General features: G+C 46.8%; 18 protein-coding genes. 6 read left to right on the forward strand and 12 right to left on the reverse strand.

Annotated features, from left to right (window positions below):
• Positions 1-210: 210 nt before the first annotated feature.
• From H5T41_00765 to H5T41_00775, 3 genes are all read right to left on the reverse strand, one after another.
• Positions 211-684: a hypothetical protein gene (locus H5T41_00765; protein MBC7107318.1), complete on the reverse strand. Its 474-nt coding sequence runs from the start codon at positions 682-684 to the stop codon at positions 211-213.
• 111 nt (positions 685-795) lie between these two features.
• A complete protein-coding gene (locus tag H5T41_00770; protein MBC7107319.1) occupies positions 796-954 on the reverse strand; it encodes a hypothetical protein in 159 nt (52 codons plus the stop codon).
• 612 nt (positions 955-1,566) lie between these two features.
• Positions 1,567-3,402, reverse strand: a complete 1,836-nt coding sequence (locus H5T41_00775; protein MBC7107320.1) for a DUF262 domain-containing protein — start codon at positions 3,400-3,402, stop codon at positions 1,567-1,569.
• A 402-nt stretch (positions 3,403-3,804) separates the two neighbouring features.
• Between H5T41_00775 and H5T41_00780 the strand changes: the two genes are divergently transcribed.
• The 5 genes from H5T41_00780 (at position 3,805) to H5T41_00800 (ending at position 7,542) form a co-directional block, all read left to right on the forward strand.
• Positions 3,805-4,023, forward strand: a complete 219-nt coding sequence (locus H5T41_00780; GenBank protein ID MBC7107321.1) for a hypothetical protein — start codon at positions 3,805-3,807, stop codon at positions 4,021-4,023.
• 410 nt (positions 4,024-4,433) lie between these two features.
• Positions 4,434-5,087, forward strand: a complete 654-nt coding sequence (locus H5T41_00785) for an isochorismatase family protein (GenBank protein MBC7107322.1) — start codon at positions 4,434-4,436, stop codon at positions 5,085-5,087.
• Positions 5,084-5,974 carry an NAD(P)/FAD-dependent oxidoreductase gene (locus tag H5T41_00790; protein MBC7107323.1) on the forward strand — a complete coding sequence of 297 codons (891 nt, stop codon included), beginning with the start codon at positions 5,084-5,086 and terminating at the stop codon, positions 5,972-5,974. Before H5T41_00785 ends, H5T41_00790 begins: the two co-directional genes overlap by 4 nt.
• Positions 5,971-6,987 (forward strand): radical SAM protein, encoded by a 1,017-nt coding sequence (locus H5T41_00795; GenBank protein ID MBC7107324.1) that lies wholly within the window; start codon positions 5,971-5,973, stop codon positions 6,985-6,987. The genes H5T41_00790 and H5T41_00795 overlap by 4 nt, the downstream gene beginning before the upstream one ends.
• 351 nt (positions 6,988-7,338) lie before the next feature.
• Positions 7,339-7,542, forward strand: a complete 204-nt coding sequence (locus tag H5T41_00800) for a 4-oxalocrotonate tautomerase family protein (GenBank protein MBC7107325.1) — start codon at positions 7,339-7,341, stop codon at positions 7,540-7,542.
• A gap of 475 nt (positions 7,543-8,017) precedes the next feature.
• Here the strand turns inward: H5T41_00800 and H5T41_00805 are convergent, their stop codons facing one another.
• The 9 genes from H5T41_00805 to H5T41_00845 all read right to left on the reverse strand — a co-directional run bounded on the left by H5T41_00805 (position 8,018) and on the right by H5T41_00845 (position 16,615).
• A complete protein-coding gene (locus tag H5T41_00805; protein MBC7107326.1) occupies positions 8,018-8,797 on the reverse strand; it encodes an ABC transporter ATP-binding protein in 780 nt (259 codons plus the stop codon).
• Positions 8,798-8,803: 6 nt separating this feature from the next.
• Positions 8,804-9,835, reverse strand: coding sequence for an iron chelate uptake ABC transporter family permease subunit (locus H5T41_00810; protein MBC7107327.1), 1,032 nt, complete (start codon positions 9,833-9,835; stop codon positions 8,804-8,806).
• 24 nt (positions 9,836-9,859) lie between these two features.
• Positions 9,860-10,591 (reverse strand): radical SAM protein, encoded by a 732-nt coding sequence (locus tag H5T41_00815; GenBank protein MBC7107328.1) that lies wholly within the window; start codon positions 10,589-10,591, stop codon positions 9,860-9,862.
• Positions 10,588-11,529 (reverse strand): ABC transporter substrate-binding protein, encoded by a 942-nt coding sequence (locus tag H5T41_00820; protein ID MBC7107329.1) that lies wholly within the window; start codon positions 11,527-11,529, stop codon positions 10,588-10,590. Before H5T41_00820 ends, H5T41_00815 begins: the two co-directional genes overlap by 4 nt.
• 715 nt (positions 11,530-12,244) lie before the next feature.
• On the reverse strand, positions 12,245-12,556 hold the full coding sequence (locus tag H5T41_00825) for a hypothetical protein (protein ID MBC7107330.1): 312 nt from the start codon (positions 12,554-12,556) through the stop codon (positions 12,245-12,247).
• Positions 12,557-12,583: 27 nt separating this feature from the next.
• Positions 12,584-12,814 (reverse strand): hypothetical protein, encoded by a 231-nt coding sequence (locus tag H5T41_00830; protein ID MBC7107331.1) that lies wholly within the window; start codon positions 12,812-12,814, stop codon positions 12,584-12,586.
• Positions 12,815-12,976: 162 nt separating this feature from the next.
• Entirely contained in the window at positions 12,977-13,195 is a 219-nt protein-coding gene (locus H5T41_00835; GenBank protein MBC7107332.1) for a hypothetical protein, read from the reverse strand.
• A gap of 409 nt (positions 13,196-13,604) precedes the next feature.
• Entirely contained in the window at positions 13,605-15,773 is a 2,169-nt protein-coding gene (locus tag H5T41_00840; GenBank protein ID MBC7107333.1) for a PAS domain S-box protein, read from the reverse strand.
• Positions 15,774-16,300: 527 nt separating this feature from the next.
• The gene (locus H5T41_00845) at positions 16,301-16,615 is read right to left on the reverse strand and encodes a hypothetical protein (GenBank protein MBC7107334.1); all 315 of its coding nucleotides are present in this window, start codon (positions 16,613-16,615) and stop codon (positions 16,301-16,303) included.
• Positions 16,616-16,671: 56 nt separating this feature from the next.
• Here H5T41_00845 and H5T41_00850 point away from each other — a divergent pair, with 56 nt between their 5' ends.
• The gene (locus tag H5T41_00850) at positions 16,672-17,607 is read left to right on the forward strand and encodes a dihydrodipicolinate synthase family protein (GenBank protein MBC7107335.1); all 936 of its coding nucleotides are present in this window, start codon (positions 16,672-16,674) and stop codon (positions 17,605-17,607) included.
• The last annotated feature ends 64 nt before the right edge of the window (positions 17,608-17,671 follow it).

The following is a 17,671-nucleotide window of genomic DNA, read 5'->3' on the forward strand; positions in this document are numbered from 1 at the left end:
TTAAAATTCCTGAAAACTCTTAAACCTTTCCAGGTTGCGGCAACGATCTGACGGATACACCCGATCGGTAGGGCCGCGGATGGGTCTGTACTCCCTATTTCGGAAGATTCATACAACTAACAAATCAAAGATTAAAAAATAGTGGGGAGAAGTTAAAAGCCTCCTTTAAACGCCTCTCTCCCCTCACCTTTTATGGTTTAAACCCCATCATCAACCGATGACCGATATCGAGTGCCTCAGCTCGCAATCGATTTCATCAAGAAGGTCATCACCGCCGTCATAGTCCCATGAGTCACTGAAAGGAGCAGTGACAGTGTGACAGAAGCCCGTATACCCGGGTTCCGGATTATGATCAATGATCTCAGACTCTCGTAGATCGCGATCGAACACTTCTATCTCGAATTTCAGCACATTGTGATTGTCGGGCACGTCTATCGTGATGTAATACCGATGGTCGAGTGCCTCGTCATCTGTAACCACGTCGCTCGTATAAGTATGCTCAAATATCCCGTCGTTGTCGAGCTCAACTAAGCTCACAAGGTAAGGATCGCCGTAAGTCCAGAACTCCGCCGTCCCGTCCCCCTGGTACCAATCTATCGAGATCTTGATTTTTCCGTTCCCATGGTCATAGAAATCAGCGTTGTCTCCCACACCATCATTATCTGAATCTCTCCATTCGACCATTGGGTACTGTCGTACGGAAACACATCGGAATTGTCCTCAACTCCATCGCCATCCGACTCCGCCCATTAGTCCGGGTCCTCAGGAATGACACCTTCAGTATCAGGAACGCCATCACCCATCGGAATCCCGGGTCTCGTTGCTTTGGACGGTAAAGACGTATAGCAGGACGATCACTGCGACGATGACTATCGAGATCGTGATGAGAATCTTATTGGATCCTTTCTTCGGCTGACCGGGCTCAGTTATCTTTTCGTTAACTCCGTTCTCCAAAGTACTTCCCTGCGGTGGAAAATGGAAAATTAAGCACTGAATAATTTTCTTCATTAAGAGCGATGATGTCGATTTGATGAAAGATGAGGGGGTACTCTAATCCATCAATCAAGAGACGGAGGGAACGTGTCCGCGGGAGTGTAAGGACCGTTCGGAGTTGAGAGTTTTCGAAAGAAGACGCAAATCAGACAGGATTTGGGCTTCAAAAATTATGCTGGTAAATTTTGTCATATCCTGGAAAGACAGGGCGAATGGATGCCTGAATACTTTAAAAGGATACCACATGGATTCATAATCGGATGGTATCATAAGCTAAAAGCCTTCATAAACAGCCAATCATCAGCGATGCTTGCTTGGTGCCCTCGATGGCACCGAGGTCATGCCAGAAAGTCGATAATAGTCTCAGGGGCGGCAAAAGAGGTTGGTTCGTGGAAGATCTGAAGGGGTAGCGTCGCAAGGTCAAAAACTCCTTACATGCCGATCCTCATGAAAAAAAGTACCGAACGACCGGTCAGCAGATATATTTCTACGTGAGGTCACCTATTTCCGTTTTAGAGAGCTGACCCGGTGAGTACTTCATAACCACTCAGTCAAACGGAAATACAATTCATTTCAGTCGAAGGACCTGAACGGGGTAGCCGGCTCCACCGCTCTTTCAGCGAGAGCCACGATTTTCTCTGCATCAGTGTCTCCAGTATCCACCAACTTCATGAATCCCGATCTGATCACATCCGCTATGCGTTTTCTTCGCTCTTCCAGAAAATCGAAATAATCCATCTCATACCATCTCTCCCAGAGGGCATGATGATTATACATCTCCTTGAGTTTCTGTTCGGTGAACTTCTTTTCGATAACTGGAACGTATTCTTTTGGCGGTCTATCTGCAATCGCGACGTTATCGGTCCACTCTAAAAGGGTATAATTGGCCGTCTGATTGATCGCGTTTCTTTCAAGGATACCTTCACGCTCCAGATATTTCCTGGGGAACAGATGGTGAAGTTCCAGGGAGGACTTTGGTCCCCTCATCGATGGGTCCAGCAGATCATTGACCTTCATCTCGGAAAAAAGCACCGGAGCATTAAGGATCGAAAGGGCGGCGATGTACGCGAATCTCGCAGGGCTTCTCGGGGCGCTTGTTGCGAGTTCGTTTGGAAGCGTGATTTTCCAGAAATCATCGGTGAGAATCGCATCCATTTCTCTCTTCAGCTCCTGGCCAAATTTATCTGGGTCGTCGATATTCCTCAAATACCCCAGATCCTGCTCGAGTCGGCTTTCTGGCGAGGCTGTATACCGGCCGGTAAGAAGTGACATGAACAGCCATGGCGCGATTATTTTTCGGAGGCTTCTTGGTTCCAAACCAAAATCTCTCTTTCCAATGAGCCAGAGGGCGTAAACGAAGAAGATCGTATTGGGCGACGAAATGTAGCTACCGCTCCTGTAACCCGCGTAGATGAGCGTTTTCAGGAATTCGTGCCAGTTCAGAAGGTCTAGTGTATCCTTCTGCGCCTTTTTCAGCAAATCAAGGTTCTTGATCCTCTCCTCTTCAGAATACTCTCTCGTCTGCAGGTTTCTGCCCCTCAGCAGCGAATAAACTGTATCGAGTCTTCCACGCCTGAAGCCTAACGCGATGGCGACGCGAAGAAGCTGGTCTGGGGCAGGTTCAACGAAACGGTTGAAAGGAGTCACAGAAGTCTTTTTAGGACTTCTAGCATCCTCACAGAACTTTTCCAGTTCATCCCTTCCTTCGCTCCAGTACACAGACATAAGGGTGAGTATAAAATCTGACTGGTTGAGGATCACGCCGGCACTGTTTATTCGCACGAAGATTTCAGACATCTCTTCGTCCGGTATGCTCGATGCCAGTTCGAGACATGTGAGGGGATAATTCAACAGGTTATACAATCGGTCTATCGCCTCGTATATCTTTTCTTCAGTTTCGTCGTTTATCTCTCTTTTCTCCCTAAGCCGATTGAGATATTCTTTGACAAGAGCATATTGGCCAGATGAACCTGACCAGACCTTGCTTATGTCAGGTATCCAATCGGGATTTTTGATGATCGCGCTGTCGGTCACCTCAAACTTTCTTTCCAGCGGATTGAAGGCAATGTAGATTCGTCGGGACTCGTAATTCTTCAAAATGATGTTCTTCCCCTTAATAACGGTATAAAGCGAGGTCAAACGTTGCTGTCCGTCGATAATTAGCAAGCGGGGGATTTTTTGTTTTTCTTCAACACCGATTTTCCTTGGAGACTTATCTGTCGCGTTTTCCCAGAAGAGAAAATATCCAATGGGGTATCCCCTGTACATCGAGTCGAACAAATCCCTTACCTTCGTATTCTTCCAGACGAATGGTCTCTGAATATCGGGAAGGGCGATCTCGCCCATCTGAATATCCTCTACTATTTTCTTCACCGTATAATCCACTTTTCTAAAACACACTTGATCCATTCAAATCCCCTGATCCATTCGGGAAAGACAAAGTGTTAAACTCCCACCAGCGTCTTTTTAAAAAAGATAACGATCTCTTGTAATATCAATTTTGGCATTATCAGCATTTTGCCTCGTTGTCGATAATTCCCATCGAAATTTATGATTTCTTAGATAGTTAGTCAATGCGAAATAGCGAAGAATCCGCATTATCGTCAGTTAATAATACTACAAATTTCATTGATGAATCATCGTGTGATTTCTATTGGAGAAGATACTCGCCAGATCATCGTCATCTCAATAGAGCGGTTCAATCACCATTTCGAAATCATGCCGTATGGATGAAGTTCACTATTGTGAACGAAGAGCTTATTTCTCCGATCACAACTATTTTATTTATAACAAAGAGAAGGGTGAGGTGAGATGGTAGAGGTTGAACTCACATTTGGGGTGCCTGATGAAATCATCCCCGTGGTGATGGATAAGTTCAAGGAGGAGAGGGAAAACAACCTTCGCGTCACACTGCCCAATCCTAGACATCCACCATACTACGCAGCAGGCGATCCACGTGCGAACCCAGAGAAGATCAATTTCAACGGTCAGGAATACTGGATATGGCGTGTGACGCCTGGGAAGAAGTGATCTCAAGAAATTGAGACACGAGAAGATTCGATTGGCAATCTCTTCATTGCAAATTCTTTTTCATTTTTGAATTACCTCAATTAAAAAATCTGAAATCTCGTTTCTAAGCATCGGGTTAGGAGTTGTCTGCAGGTAATGAGGGCATCGATGGGCTTAATTGAATGATGTTTCTCACACATCGCCCATGCCATTAACAGCCTCTCCTCCTGAAACTTTGATGTCGTATCGCCCTTTGAGATCCTTTTAACACCAACCTTTAGATTTCTTCATCTTTCCATTGTTTTTCAATCGAGAAGGTCGTTTTTCAAAGGAAAGATTCATTACGATATCTTTCAATTCAGAATTCGGAGGCATTGTTTTTTCTCGGTTTCCAGCCTCTAAAACCAGGAAACCGGTGGAGCGGGGATTTGATGTTGGATCATATCAGCAAAGCTGATAAATGGCTAGAGATTCTTCGCCCCTATCTGCGAAGATTTCGTCGAGAAAAAATAAGCTTTGTCCCCGAAAAATCCGCCCTCTTGATCATTGACATGCAGCGTTTCTTCCTTGATCCTAAATCCCATGCATATCTTCCCGATGGAATTCAAATCCTTGAAAATGTTCGAAAACTACTGCACGCTTATCGCGCATCCTCGCTCCCCATCATTTTCACAAGGCATGCGCTCCTGCGAAAACAAGATCCAGGGGCGATGGGCAGGTGGTGGCGTGATATCATTTTCGAGGACGACGCGATGTCCTCGATTGTTGAGGAATTGAAGCCATTACCTGATGAAATTGTGATAAGAAAAACGAGATACAGCGCGTTTGCAAACACTGATCTCGATCAAGTATTGAGAAATCTCGGCGTCACGCAATTGGTGATCACCGGTGTCATGACACACCTCTGTTGCGAAACAACGGCCCGCGACGCCTTCGTGCGCGATTTCGATGTCTTCTTCGTCATCGATGCCACAGCGACGAGGAATGAAGACCTTCATCTCTCGAGTTTGAAAAACTTGTGCGATGGATTCGCAATTCTTGTCAAAAGTGAGGAGGTGATCGCCTGGTTGAAGCAAAGGAAGTGACGATCATTGGAGCGGGACCCAGTGGCATCGCAGCAGCGATATATCTGAAAAGAGCGGGTCATGATCCTTTGTTATTGGATAAAAAAGGTGCCGGGGGTTTGATGGTCAATGCACATCTCATCGAGAACTATCCCGGTTTTCCTGGTGGTATTGATGGTGTTTCTCTCAGAAATCGTTTTGTCCAACAGATGCAATCTTTTGGGATCTCTGTCATTCAAACAGATGTGAAAAAAATAAGTCGCATTTCTCGGATTTTTCGCATCGAGACAGACAAGGGAATTGATGATTCCCTCGTCGTCATCGTCGCCACAGGCACTCATCCTAAGAGAATAAGAATGAAAGGGACCAAAGCGCTCGAGGGGAAGAAGGTCTTCTACAATTTAGAAGAAGTGCAGGCGAGCAATTGCATTGATGAAAGGATCATCGTCGTGGGCGGTGGGGATATCGCATTCGATTATGCGATTAACCTCCGTGAACGCGGATGCAGGGTGAATATCGTATCACGATCGACGCCGAGGTGCTTGCCGCTGCTCTGGCAGCGAGCGGAAGAAAAGGGAATCGATGTGCTCGTCGGACATTCACCTCTTGAAGTTCTTGAAAGAAACAGCTCCCTCATTCTTTTGTGTAATTTTCGTGGCGAAGTGAAGGAAATCGAGGGAGAAAAGATTCTGATCGCCTGCGGCAGAGTGCCCAATCTCGAGATACTTGATTCGAAGCTGCGAAAAAATCTTGACAGAAAGGGATTGCCAGAAACTGGAATACCTGGCCTTTACCTGGTAGGCGACGTCGCGCGGAAGCGATATCGTCAGATTGGTATTGCGGTCGGCGATGGTATACTGGCCGCTATGATGGCCGATTCTTATCTGAAAAGAGGGGGAATGATATGAGAATCCTTGCGGAATACGGGAATGATGATCTCGCAAAGGTCTATGTTGCGCAGCTGAGGGAAGAGGGGGTTCAAAGCGAAGATTCCCAGAAATTCGTCGTTGAATGCGTCGAGTCGGTTCAGCCACCGATTCCGAGGGAAAAGAAATGGGTTCTCATCGTCTCGACGATGTTTGGGTGTCCAATCAAATGCAAATTCTGCGACGCTGGTGGCGATTATGCTGGTAAGCTGACAGCAGAGGAAATCCTCGCGCAAATCGCTTACATGGTGCGTCGCAGATTCCCCAACGATCGTGTGCCTATCCTCAAATTCAAGATTCAGTTCGCAAGGATGGGAGAACCGTCGCTGAATCCAGCGGTCCTCGAGGCGATGCGTCGTCTTCCTGAGATGTTCGACGCCCCTGGATTAAATGTTTCTCTCTCAACAGTTGCACCGAAGGTTGGTATCGCCGACAAATTTTTTGAAGAGCTCATCGAAATCAAGGAGCGATACTATTCTCAAGGAAGATTCCAGTTGCAGTTCTCGATCCACACAACCGATATCGACAAGCGGGATGAATTGATTCCGATCAAGAAGCGGTCATTTGAAGAGATCGCTGCCTACGGTGATCGATTCTGTTCACCGGAAAAGGGAGATAAAAAAGTGACACTCAACTTCGCACCCGCGGTCGGATATCCCCTCGATGCGAAGATCATCAGGAAACACTTTGATCCCTCGAAATTTATCATCAAGATAACGCCTCTGAATCCAACTGTCAGATCACACGAGAAATCCCTTCGATCTCTGATTGACCCGTATGATTTCGCCACTTCCCGTTGCATCGTTGAGAGCTTTGAGAGGGAGGGATTTGAGGTCATTCTCAGCATCGGGGAACTGGAGGAAAACAAGATTGGAAGCAACTGCGGTCAGTATGTTCAGAGAGTGATCCGTTCAGGCGTGAAACCCGAGAGCAGCTACGACCTCGAGAAATACGGTGTGAGGATTTTTTCATCGCGAGATTCCGATCGGCCGTGAGAATTTTTGATATGGGATGCGGGTAATCATCACTGATCTCTTTCTCGACCTTCAACTTGAAGCCTTTTCTAGATATCTATTATCTCTCATCGTCCCCTCATCCCTCGCGCTTGCATTATTCTTCTTCACAAAATCATCTCAAGCATCCCTACGGCGTGTCTTGCGATCGATCAGGATCTTACAATTCTTCGCCATCCCCTGATTTCTGAAAGCGTGCTGCTTCACACCATTCAAAATCCCTTACTAATTTCTTCATTTACAAATCAATCAACGAAACAGGAATAATAAAATCGACAAGTTCTCATATTACCAATCCTCTGTTTTATATCGAATAAAACAGGAGGTCGTTACGTGCCGATCGTTAACGTCTACGTGTGGAAAGGATTCTCGGAAGGGGCAAAGCAAAAGGTGATCTCGGGCATAACGGAAGTCTTCGTAAAACTGGGTATTCCCGCGCAGGCGGTTGAAATCGTGATCCATGAAATTCCGATGGAGAACTGGGGAGTGGGCGGGGAACAGGCGAGTGAAAAATTCAAACAGACGAAAATACCGTAGACAGAACCTCAATTTATCAAGATGCATTTCAGTGATAATCCACTCGGACAACAGTGACTCGCCATTCGCTTTCCATGATCAAAATTGTTAGCGGATCCGCACACCCTCAAAATGCTAAGAGAAATCCCAACCTTGCATAGAAAATGAACCGCTGAAAAGAGTGAAAAATCTATGGCAATACTAGGGATAAGATCAAGAAAGTGATCTTGTTCCCGTGCGAGAGGCACGCCTACGAAAGATTTAGACATAAACTCACTTCTTTTTGTCGATCGTTCAATCGGGCCCTCCGAGGTCAATGGGAGGATCAGCGATTCTATTTGACATTCTGTTCGAACACGATGATCACGACTCAGGATGCTTTTTCTGAAGACTTCTTTTGAAAATCACAACTTTTCGTTGAGTTCAATGTCAGGGAAGAGGGCATTCCTGTACGAAAGAAATGAGAAATTTCATGTTTTGAGAAAAATCAAAAAAGTCAACCAAGAGGCGAGACGAGGATCACGTTGTACGATTGGGTTCTCTCATTATAAATGACGTCAACATCGACGTGGAAGACCTCCCTGATTTTTTCGGGCGTCAAGACCTCGTGTACCTGTCCGGCCGAATGCAACCTTCCGGCGCTGAGAAGGAGGAGCCGATCGCAGTATCTGGCGGCCAAATTGAGATCATGCGAGACGAGAATCGTTATCAACCCTTTTTCCTTCGTGATTCTTTTGACCAATTCCAGCACTTCGAGCTGGTGATTGACGTCCAAATGGAGTGTCGGCTCATCAAGGAGGAGGACCTCAGGCTCCTGCGCGAGTGCCCTCGCGATGATCACCCTCTGCAACTCCCCTCCACTCAATTCATCGATCGCCCTCTCACACAGATGAAGGGTGCCTGTCATCTCCATCGCATTCTTGACAATTTCAAAATCATGCGGACTTTCCCCGCTCCACACGTCGACATGTGGAAACCTTCCCATCAAAACGACGTCGAACACCGTAAAGGGGAAGGTGGTGAAGCGCTGCGGAACGACGCCGATTTTCTTCGCGATTTCCGTCCTTTCCAGTCGAGATAAATCTTCCCCATCGATCAAGACCGTTCCCGCCTTCGGCTTCAGCGTTTGGTTGATGCACCTGAGCAGCGTGGTCTTTCCCGATCCGTTAGGGCCGATGACGCCGAGAACCTCGCCCTCCCTCGCTTCGAAGCTCACATTTTCCAAGGCCCTAATACTTTCGTAGGAAAAGCTGATATTCTTGATGTTGAGGAGCAAAGGAAATCACCATCCTGTGATTCTCTTTCTCTTGCGCAAGAGATAGAGAAAAAAGGGGACACCGAGGAGCGCGGTGATCACGCCGACTGGCAACTCCGTTGGCTCAATGATCGTACGCGCAAGCGTATCGACCCAGATGAGGAAGATCGCGCCGACGATGCAGGAGGATGGCAACAGAATGCGGTGATCCGGCCCGACGACGATTCTCATGATATGTGGTATGATGAGGCCAACGAAACCGATGATTCCGCAAACGGATACTGCGGCGGCGGTGACGAGGGAAACGAGGACGAGGATGATTTTCTTGAAAGTCTCCACTTCGAGTCCCAAATTCGTCGCCGTTTCCTCCCCCATCAAGATCAGATTCAAATGCCGGCTGAACAGGGAGATCGCGATGATGCCGAAGAGGATTAGAGGAGCTGCGACGGCGAACTTATCCCAGTCGCTTGTCCAGAATCCTCCCATCAGCCAGAAAACGATCGTGCTCAATTTTTCGCCCGCGACGTATTGCATGAAGGAGACGAGAGCAGAAAAGAGCGAGCCGACGGCGATGCCTGTGAGTAACAGAGTTTCTAAAGGGGTCCTTCCGTTGACTTTGGCGATTTCGTAGACGAGGAAGATCGTTACGAGGGCGAAGATGAACGCCATCAACGGGATCGAATAGATGCTGGCGGTGAGTGTGATTCCTGCGACGATCGCGAGTGATGCGCCGAAGGCCGCGCCCGACGAGATGCCGAGGATGTAGGGACTCGCCATCGGGTTTCTGAACAACGCCTGCATCGCGGTCCCCGCGACCGAGAGCGCGGCCCCGACGAGTCCGCTGATGAGGACCCTCGGCAATCGCACATCGACGACGATCACGTTGTAAATCGATGGCCATGATTCGGAAGAATGGGTCGCGCCGAAGAGGATTTTTATGACTGTCAGCGGCGCTATTTTGACTGGTCCGATGCAGATCGATGAGATAATCGTCAGGAAGAGCGCCACGGATAATCCGAGGAGTATCAGCGATCGTCGGAGTCGTCTCCGGGCATACAAATCCTCGATGCCAGGTCCTTTCACCTAGGCCACCACTGCACTCTTGAAGCGCGAATCGACGGCCCTCAAATCCCGCAACTTTTCGGGGGTCAGACAGGAAAAGGTCACATTTGATAAATATTTACTGGCGATGCGGGCAGCGTACTCCACTTCTTCTTGTCTCGCGCTTCTCCACGGAGCATTTGGCACTGGAACGTAGCCTACGATGTGATAAGGAATCGTCGGATCGATGTTTGCGATGAATTTCGCTATTTTTTCTATTTCGTCGCAATCGATGTACTGGGGGATGAGAACGCTGCTAGCCTCCATCCTAATTCCCCTTTCGTACATTCTCTCGAAATTCTTCAATACCTCGTTATTTGAGACGCCAGTGTATTCAATGTGGATCCTGTTCGTGTGCGCCTTGATGCTCACCGAGACCGCGTCTATGTTCGCCGGTGGCATGATAGAGCCGTTGGAATGACCGATTTTCGTATATGCGTGGAGTTCGTCGTGGCAGAACCGTGCTAGCTCCGGAAGATCGGGATTCGTCGTCGGCTCGCCCCCCAGGAAGTGAACTTTCTCCGGGTTGAGCTTCAACAGAATTTCTTTTATCTCTTTCATCCCAATGAATCGATTGTGTTGTCCGCGTGTTTCCATGAGGCCGTACGAACAGCCTCTGCAGTGGAAATTGCAGCCCCAGTTATAGAGGCTTACTCTCTTGAACTCCCGGGAGTACGTGATCCTGTAAATGGCCATACGGCGATCCTCTGTCAACCGAAAAGCTCAGGGTGGAACCATTGGGCGAACTGTTCTAGCCCTAACACAAGCCTCGGACTCGCCGTGACCCATCCACTTTCGATCGCATAAACACGGTCGTTCTTCACCGCGTCGATGTTCTGCCAACCCTCCCTGTTCTTGATTTCATCGACGGAGGCGCCGTAGCTCACCACGACAATGACATCGGGATTCTTCTCCATGATATATTCATTGCTGAGCAGGGGATATCTGACGGACTCGTTGGCGGCGATGTTGATGCCTCCCGCCATCGAAATCAGTTCATTGGTGAACGTACCGGGGCCGACCGTTTTAAGGGCGGTGCCCAATTCATAATACACCAGAGGTCTCTCTTCTTCCATGAGATTCGAGACTTTTTCTGCGATGGCGTCGATCCTCATCTCCATCTCCGAGATCACCGCCTCCGCCTCTGCGGATTTTCCAACGAGCGCGCCGACCGTCTTTATGAGATTGAATACGTCGGAAACATTTTGCGGGTTAACAGTGACAACTGGAATTCCCAGGTCTCCAATTCTCTTGTTCACATCCGTGTTATACCACCATGCGAACACGATGTCTGGGTGGAGACTGACAATGAGCTCCATATTGGGGTTCGAAGCCTTTCCGACATTGGTTTTGTTGAAAATATCGACCGGATAATCTTCGAGTTGGCCTGGTGCCCCCTTAAATGTCTCATTGCCCGCAAGGGCATAATCGACACTCGATTGATCAACCCCCACAAGTTTGTCACCAGCGCCAACGGCGTAGATGATTTCGGTACAGGCAGCGGAAAGCGAGACAATACGGTCGATAGAAGTCCTCTCCTGCCCTGTCTCAGGGGTCAAGACCTTTGCAAAAAGGTATCCGCCACCGAATGAACCCAGGATCACCGCGACGATGACGACGGCATAAACGATTTTTGCGCTGCTTTTATTCATATATCGCCACCTATGAAAGGATTGAGTGTTATTTTTGCCAGTATGAGAATGTTATCCATGGCATGAATAACACCTTTTCCGGAATAGTAACACCGTTTCATAAATCTTTGCTTTATACGCCACCGTCGATCGCGGTTGTTGACCTTCGGGCAAATTATTGGACGAACACTTTCAATCTTAAATGAAATTCTTCGATGTTCATATTCATCTTCTTACAACAATTCGCTGCAATTTTCTCTAGATGAATCACCTCAAACGAAATCTTGTGATTCGATTGTCATTCGACGGGGGCACCTAAAGTTTTATTACGGGTAATCACATTATCCGTAACACGAAAATAAAAAAAGTAATAAGAATGTTCCGAAAATGAAGTCAACGGATCACACGATTCCGAAAAAATTCACTATTCAGTCTCTCAATCAATATTCACGCATCGATCAACGATTGCGATGAACCCGAGGATCAGGCCATCGCGGCTCCGGCCCGTCGCAAGCTTTCGCTTCCTCCTGTCCCCTTTGCCGTCGGGATGCGGAGTCCCTGGCCTTTTCTATCTTATTTCATAAATCTTCTCGGATAAGCTTCGAATCTGACATAGCGTTCTGATTAAATCGCTCTTTTCTCTTACAATTCGCTTTTCTGCTTGATTTCAAACCTTTGGTCCTTCCCTAATTGTCCTTTACCCTTAGATTCTGCAATTTTCCTGAAACGCAAGAAATTAAAACCTGCCGTGAAACGATGGGAAGTTCGTTGTTTGATAAAATCTATCAGATTGTCGATATGAGAAGTATGCGATCCCCTTCATGAAAAATCGAAATAGCTGGTCACGGATATCCTCGGCGATCAGGATCAAGATCTTCCTGTCAAGGTATCCGAAGATCTCCTGCGCTTTCTGGAGTACTTCGAGCAAAGCACTCCTCTGATAACCGTGCTCCTCCATAGTTTTCTCGAGCCTTGCCATCAATTTTTCTCCGATCAGAACATCGCTACCGACACGAAGATTCTCTAAAGTTTCGTCCTTTTCTGTCAAGTTAACACCCGATCGCGTGCTCGAGAATCAGTACCATTCGTAAGCCCTCATGCACTCGAAACCGTTGATGAAATTGATGCAGGGAAAAGAAGTGCACTCCTCGCACGACACTCCCTCTCTCCTGCAACAGTCCCGAATCGCACAGCTCTCTTTCTCAGAACATCCCGGGTAACCATATCCCTCGATTTCTTTGATCTTATTGTAAACGCACCAGGTGCAGTCCAGCCCGCAAGGACGGGAGCATGGCAATTGATTCATAGCTACCAGTGAACCCCCATCTCCTTTTTACTTTAGTTTTTTGCAGATCTTTTCGATTATATAATTTGTGTTTTCCATTCAACGATTCTGACATGAATGAATTCGCATTCAAAAACGTCCAGACCTTTGCCTCTATGCGGTAAAGTCTTTCACCATCAAGATTCAAATGTCCAAATTCTTCCTTGATGAGGAGAACCGAAAAAGTCTTCTTTCCGCATCTTCGTACGCCGCGCATTGCCAGTATGTTGGGGCTGATAGGTAGACAATATCACCTTTCGGCACGTCCCTCTCGCCAATTTGTGTTCTCCTGAGTTTCTCATCGGTCTCTTCCCTTTGATCACCGATGGCCTTCTTGATCTCTTCGACATTCACAGGCGACACTATGAGTGAATCTCTAAAAGTCTGCTATTACCAATAGCACACTTTCAATAAGTCTATGTTATTACGAAGAGGGATATATTAACAACAAAATGCGACGCAAAAGTGTTACATCATTCTGATGGTACAGGAAAGCGTACCTAATTCCAATAATAATCCAAATTAATGAGAGATGAAGTGTTTCTCGAGTTTCAAAGATTATTGATAGTCGCATCTTATCGCGTTAATAATTTGTCTAAAACGGATGTCGCAGGGCACCGAGGATCTCACAGAATACATTCCTATCATTTACTGAGCATTTACTGAGAACGAAGCACTGAGAACGAAGCAATCAGAGTCGTGACGCAAATGGCGTTCTGACTTCAAATTGAATCTGATGATTCGTCAATGCGTTAATATTTTCAGCGCTCAGTCATCCAGCTCTGAATCGATGCGGCGGCACGTGAATGACGAATCTCACGCCCTCAACACCGATTTCCTCGATGCGCATACTGTTAATCGAGAGGATTTCTCTGATCAGATAGAGTCCCTTTCCAGTGCTCCTGACAAGGGAGGACTCAAAGATATCCTCGTCCTTCTGTTTTTTGATTCCGGGCCCGTTGTCCTCGTAGACGATATCCAACCCCCTATCCGAAATGTTCGCCGATATCGAAATACGGGTTGCTGTCTTAGCGTGTTCCAGTGTGTTGTGCATCAAATTGTAAAAGACTTTCCAGATCATGTTGTCCGAGAAAATGAGGATGTGCTGCAGTTTTTCATCAAGATGGACCTCAATTCCCTCAAAATCGAGCTGGGAGAGCGCTTTCTCAATCGGATCAGAGAGTTTCATCCATACAGGCGCTTCCTTGCCCAAATCCTCCATTTCCCTTGTGAATTCCAGATGCTTCCCGATCCGTTTCGTGGCATATTCGATCTTATCAAGATAGTGATCCAATGGAATCTTGTTTGACGGCGTTCTCATGAGATCGAGATATCCCTGGATAACCGCCAACTGATTTAGAATGTCATGTCTCGTCACCTTAAACAACAGACTGAGCTTGTGATTGGCCAGACGCAATGCGCTTTCCATATCCTTAAGTTGAGTGATATCCGTCCCAGTACAGAAGACACGTTCAACCGCCCCATCCTTGCCAAATCTGGGTATCTTGGTGATCCATACACACCGTGGTTTCCCATCTGGCCCGAGCATCCACTCCTCCTGAGCGACCCTTTCGCCTGAGAACGCCCTCCTGTTTCCTTCGATGCATCTCTCACAAATTTCCTTTGGTAAGACTTCGCGCAACTTTCTCCCGATGATCTCTTCTTTCTTCAGCCCCAAGAATTCCGCACGAGCCCTGTTTACGAGTCCATAGGTCTCTGGATCGATTGCATACCATACCATCGTGTCGATGTTGTCAAGGAGCATCATATGTTCCTCAGCCATTTCCTTGAGTTCCCTCGTTGCCTTCTTCAACTCGGTTACATCGATGATCGAAACGACGGCTTCTTTTGTTCCAGGGATCAGAGAGACTATCGCTTCACACTCTTTGATCTCGCCCTTTTTCGTTAAAAGATGAAATTCGTGTCTGCGAGGGGCAACTCTGTGAAACTCCTTGATTCTATCCCAATCTACCCGAGCGTGACGCTCCGCAATTCTTTCCCTATCCTCCACGGCCATGATGTCGGTGATGGTCAAACGCCCCTCCATCTCTTCCTTCGAATAACTGGTAAGACGTTCAGCCTCTTCGTTTACAAGCAATATCGTCATGTTCTCATCGACGATCATCGTGGCGGTGGCACTGTTTTCAAAGATCGTGCGGTATCGTTCTTTACTCTCGCGGAGCGCTTCCTCAATTTTCTTATAATCAGTGATGTGGAGTACATTGCCGAGTATCGCTGGGCGCCCTTCATACTCAATTACACGAGGGAACAGTCGAGCCCACCGCGCCTCCCCACTCTTCGTCAAATACATGAAATCATAAGGATCCAACAACGATCCGAATCTACCCTTCATGGCTAGTTCTGTCAATTCTCTCAGCTCTTCCCTAAATTTGGGGTGGACAAATTTGAGGTAGTCTGATGTCAACAATTCCTCCTCAGAGTATCCAGAAATCCTGCACATCGTATCGTTAACGAATTTCAGCTTTCCATCTTGAAAGATATAGATGCCCATGGCGGAATTCTCTGTAATCATGCGGTATCTCTTTTCACTCTCCTTCAATGCGAGTTCCGTCTTCTTCAGCTCCGTGATTTCAAGTGTCAATTCAATGGCGCCGATGACATTTCCCTTATCATCCTTCATCGGCCATCCCGAGATAGCCCACCATCGCCCATCGGGGGACATGATTTCGCCGCTACACGATATTCCGCTTTTTATCGCCCTGTTTACAGGACAGTTCTCGCACGGTGTTGTCCTGTGATGCCAGATCTCGTAACAGAATTTCCCGATCAATTCGTTTTGTGACTTTCCAACAGAGTCAGCCGCCGCCTTGTTCAACCAGATGATGCGGTTTTCTTTGTCCTGATAGATAACGTGCTCTTTCAAATTGTTGAAAATAGACTCTATTTGTTTATTTCCTTTCAGCGTTTCACTCTCAATCATTTTTTACCGTGATATTCCTTCGCATTTTAAAAATATGTTTCTATCGTTCTATTATCATCCCTTATCTTGTATTATTTACCTCTTTTGATAAAAATTATTCAGGCGGCATAATAATGTAAAATCGTGTGAAATCGAGGGAGAGTACGAATGCAATTGTTCTTGAGCGTTACGCGGGGTTAACCCGCCTCTTTTTTGGATATTTGGTGTGTAAATATTGCTCTTAGATGTATATAGTCCTCTTTCTCTGCTACTATTGTAAGAAATCCTTGTCCATCCCGAAATCATGGATGATCTGCCTGGAAATTTCCCTCTTAGGCACCATTTCATCATTTCTTATTTCAGTATTCACGAAGGGCCATCGATTTCTAATGAAGTACCATAACGGTCAAGGGTTCAAAGAAAAGGAACCCGTCATTTTACTGAATCCAACAATTTTTTTTATAATCAACAAAACTGTGTTTTCGAATGATTATTACAGGCAGTTTGAGATCTGCTTGATGTTACAATGATATAAACAATGAGACATACTAAATCTCGAGTACCAATGTATCCATCATGACATATTCAAGCGCTGGCACGAAATCAGGAAATGAGATAAACTCCTTTTTGTATTTTAAAAAATTGCAGACTTGTTTTAATGAAATCTTTTCATCACATATCATGCCAGTGATCTGATCGATTGGTACTGACCGCTTTAAGAAAACATAGCTTTCGGCATTGATTGAAGCAAGCTTTTTTTTAGATTCCTCTCCATCAGGTAGATTTCTCTCACAAACTAATGAAAAAACACAATTATTATTCGAAAAATGCATTAACGCCCCGAAAAAAATTACGTATTCCATCAATTGTTAAGAGAATTCTAATATAGTTAACCTTGATCATTTAATTGGTGAAAAATATGGATCCCGAAAAGTTCCGAGAACGGTGTAAGGGTGTCCTTACCTTGGTACCCACCGCTTTTAAGAAGAATTACGAACTGGATCTTGAGTCTCTCAGGGAACACGTGAGGTATCTCGTCGAAAATCGGGTGACGGCAGTGATCCCGGCGGGTAGCACGGGAGAATTTTCTTCGATGAGCGAGGAGGAGATTAAGAAAGTGATTTCCGCCACCGTCGATGAAGTGAACGGGAAGACCATGGTGGTCGCGGGAACCGCTCACAGCGGAACCCATGAAACGATCAAACTGACAAAGTACGCGGAAGACGTTGGCTGCGACGCTGCAATGATCGTCACGCCCTATTATTTCAAAGAGGTTGAGGAGGGCATTTTCCAGCATTACAAGATGATAGCCGATAGCGTGGACATCGCCATCATGCCTTATAACAATCCGTGGGTGACGAGCGGCGTGATTTACAGCTATCGCCTCGTTGAACGATTTGCAAAAGAAATCCCAAACATCACCGCGCTCAAGGACGTGACAGGCAATTCAGCTTATGTTCTCGAATTGTTGCGGAGGGTGGGGAAGAAGATTGCCATCCTGCCGTACGCCGAGACCGAGCACACGATGCTCTGTTATCTGCTGGGATGTCCCGGTACGATTTCCCTTCTTTCCAACATCGCGCCGAAGGAATCGATCGAACTTTGGAAAGCGGCCTATCTCGAGAAAGATGCGAAGAAGGCCATGGAGATTCTTGATAAATTCGAAGGCTTCAACAGGCTGATGAACAGGCTGATCATGGAAAAGGGAATACCGGCGTATCTCCATCTGATTAAGCATGCGCTCACGCTTCTCGGAAGACCATGCGGACTCCCGATGAGGCCTCCCGCCCAGCCGCTGAGGGAGAACGAGGTTGAGGAGCTGAGGCAGGCGCTCGTCAGAATGGGTCTCATGTGAGGAAGGAGCGTCGATCTCCTCGATCGACAACGAATGAATGCAGATGCGTCTTCCTTTTTTTTTA

Source organism: Methanomassiliicoccales archaeon (genome assembly GCA_014361295.1).
Taxonomy (GTDB): domain Archaea; phylum Thermoplasmatota; class Thermoplasmata; order Methanomassiliicoccales; family JACIVX01; genus JACIVX01.

Bases quoted from the DNA above. Each gene is read 5' to 3' on its own strand.
- H5T41_00765 (MBC7107318.1), bottom strand. From the start codon at position 684: ATGGTCGAATGGAGAGATTCAGATAATGATGGTGTGGGAGACAACGCT.
- H5T41_00775 (MBC7107320.1), bottom strand. From the start codon at position 3,402: ATGGATCAAGTGTGTTTTAGAAAAGTGGATTATACGGTGAAGAAAATA.
- H5T41_00780 (MBC7107321.1), top strand. From the start codon at position 3,805: ATGGTAGAGGTTGAACTCACATTTGGGGTGCCTGATGAAATCATCCCC.
- H5T41_00785 (MBC7107322.1), top strand. From the start codon at position 4,434: ATGTTGGATCATATCAGCAAAGCTGATAAATGGCTAGAGATTCTTCGC.
- H5T41_00795 (MBC7107324.1), top strand. From the start codon at position 5,971: ATGAGAATCCTTGCGGAATACGGGAATGATGATCTCGCAAAGGTCTAT.
- H5T41_00820 (MBC7107329.1), bottom strand. From the start codon at position 11,529: ATGAATAAAAGCAGCGCAAAAATCGTTTATGCCGTCGTCATCGTCGCG.
- H5T41_00830 (MBC7107331.1), bottom strand. From the start codon at position 12,814: ATGAATCAATTGCCATGCTCCCGTCCTTGCGGGCTGGACTGCACCTGG.
- H5T41_00840 (MBC7107333.1), bottom strand. From the start codon at position 15,773: ATGATTGAGAGTGAAACGCTGAAAGGAAATAAACAAATAGAGTCTATT.
- H5T41_00845 (MBC7107334.1), bottom strand. From the start codon at position 16,615: ATGGAATACGTAATTTTTTTCGGGGCGTTAATGCATTTTTCGAATAAT.
- H5T41_00850 (MBC7107335.1), top strand. From the start codon at position 16,672: ATGGATCCCGAAAAGTTCCGAGAACGGTGTAAGGGTGTCCTTACCTTG.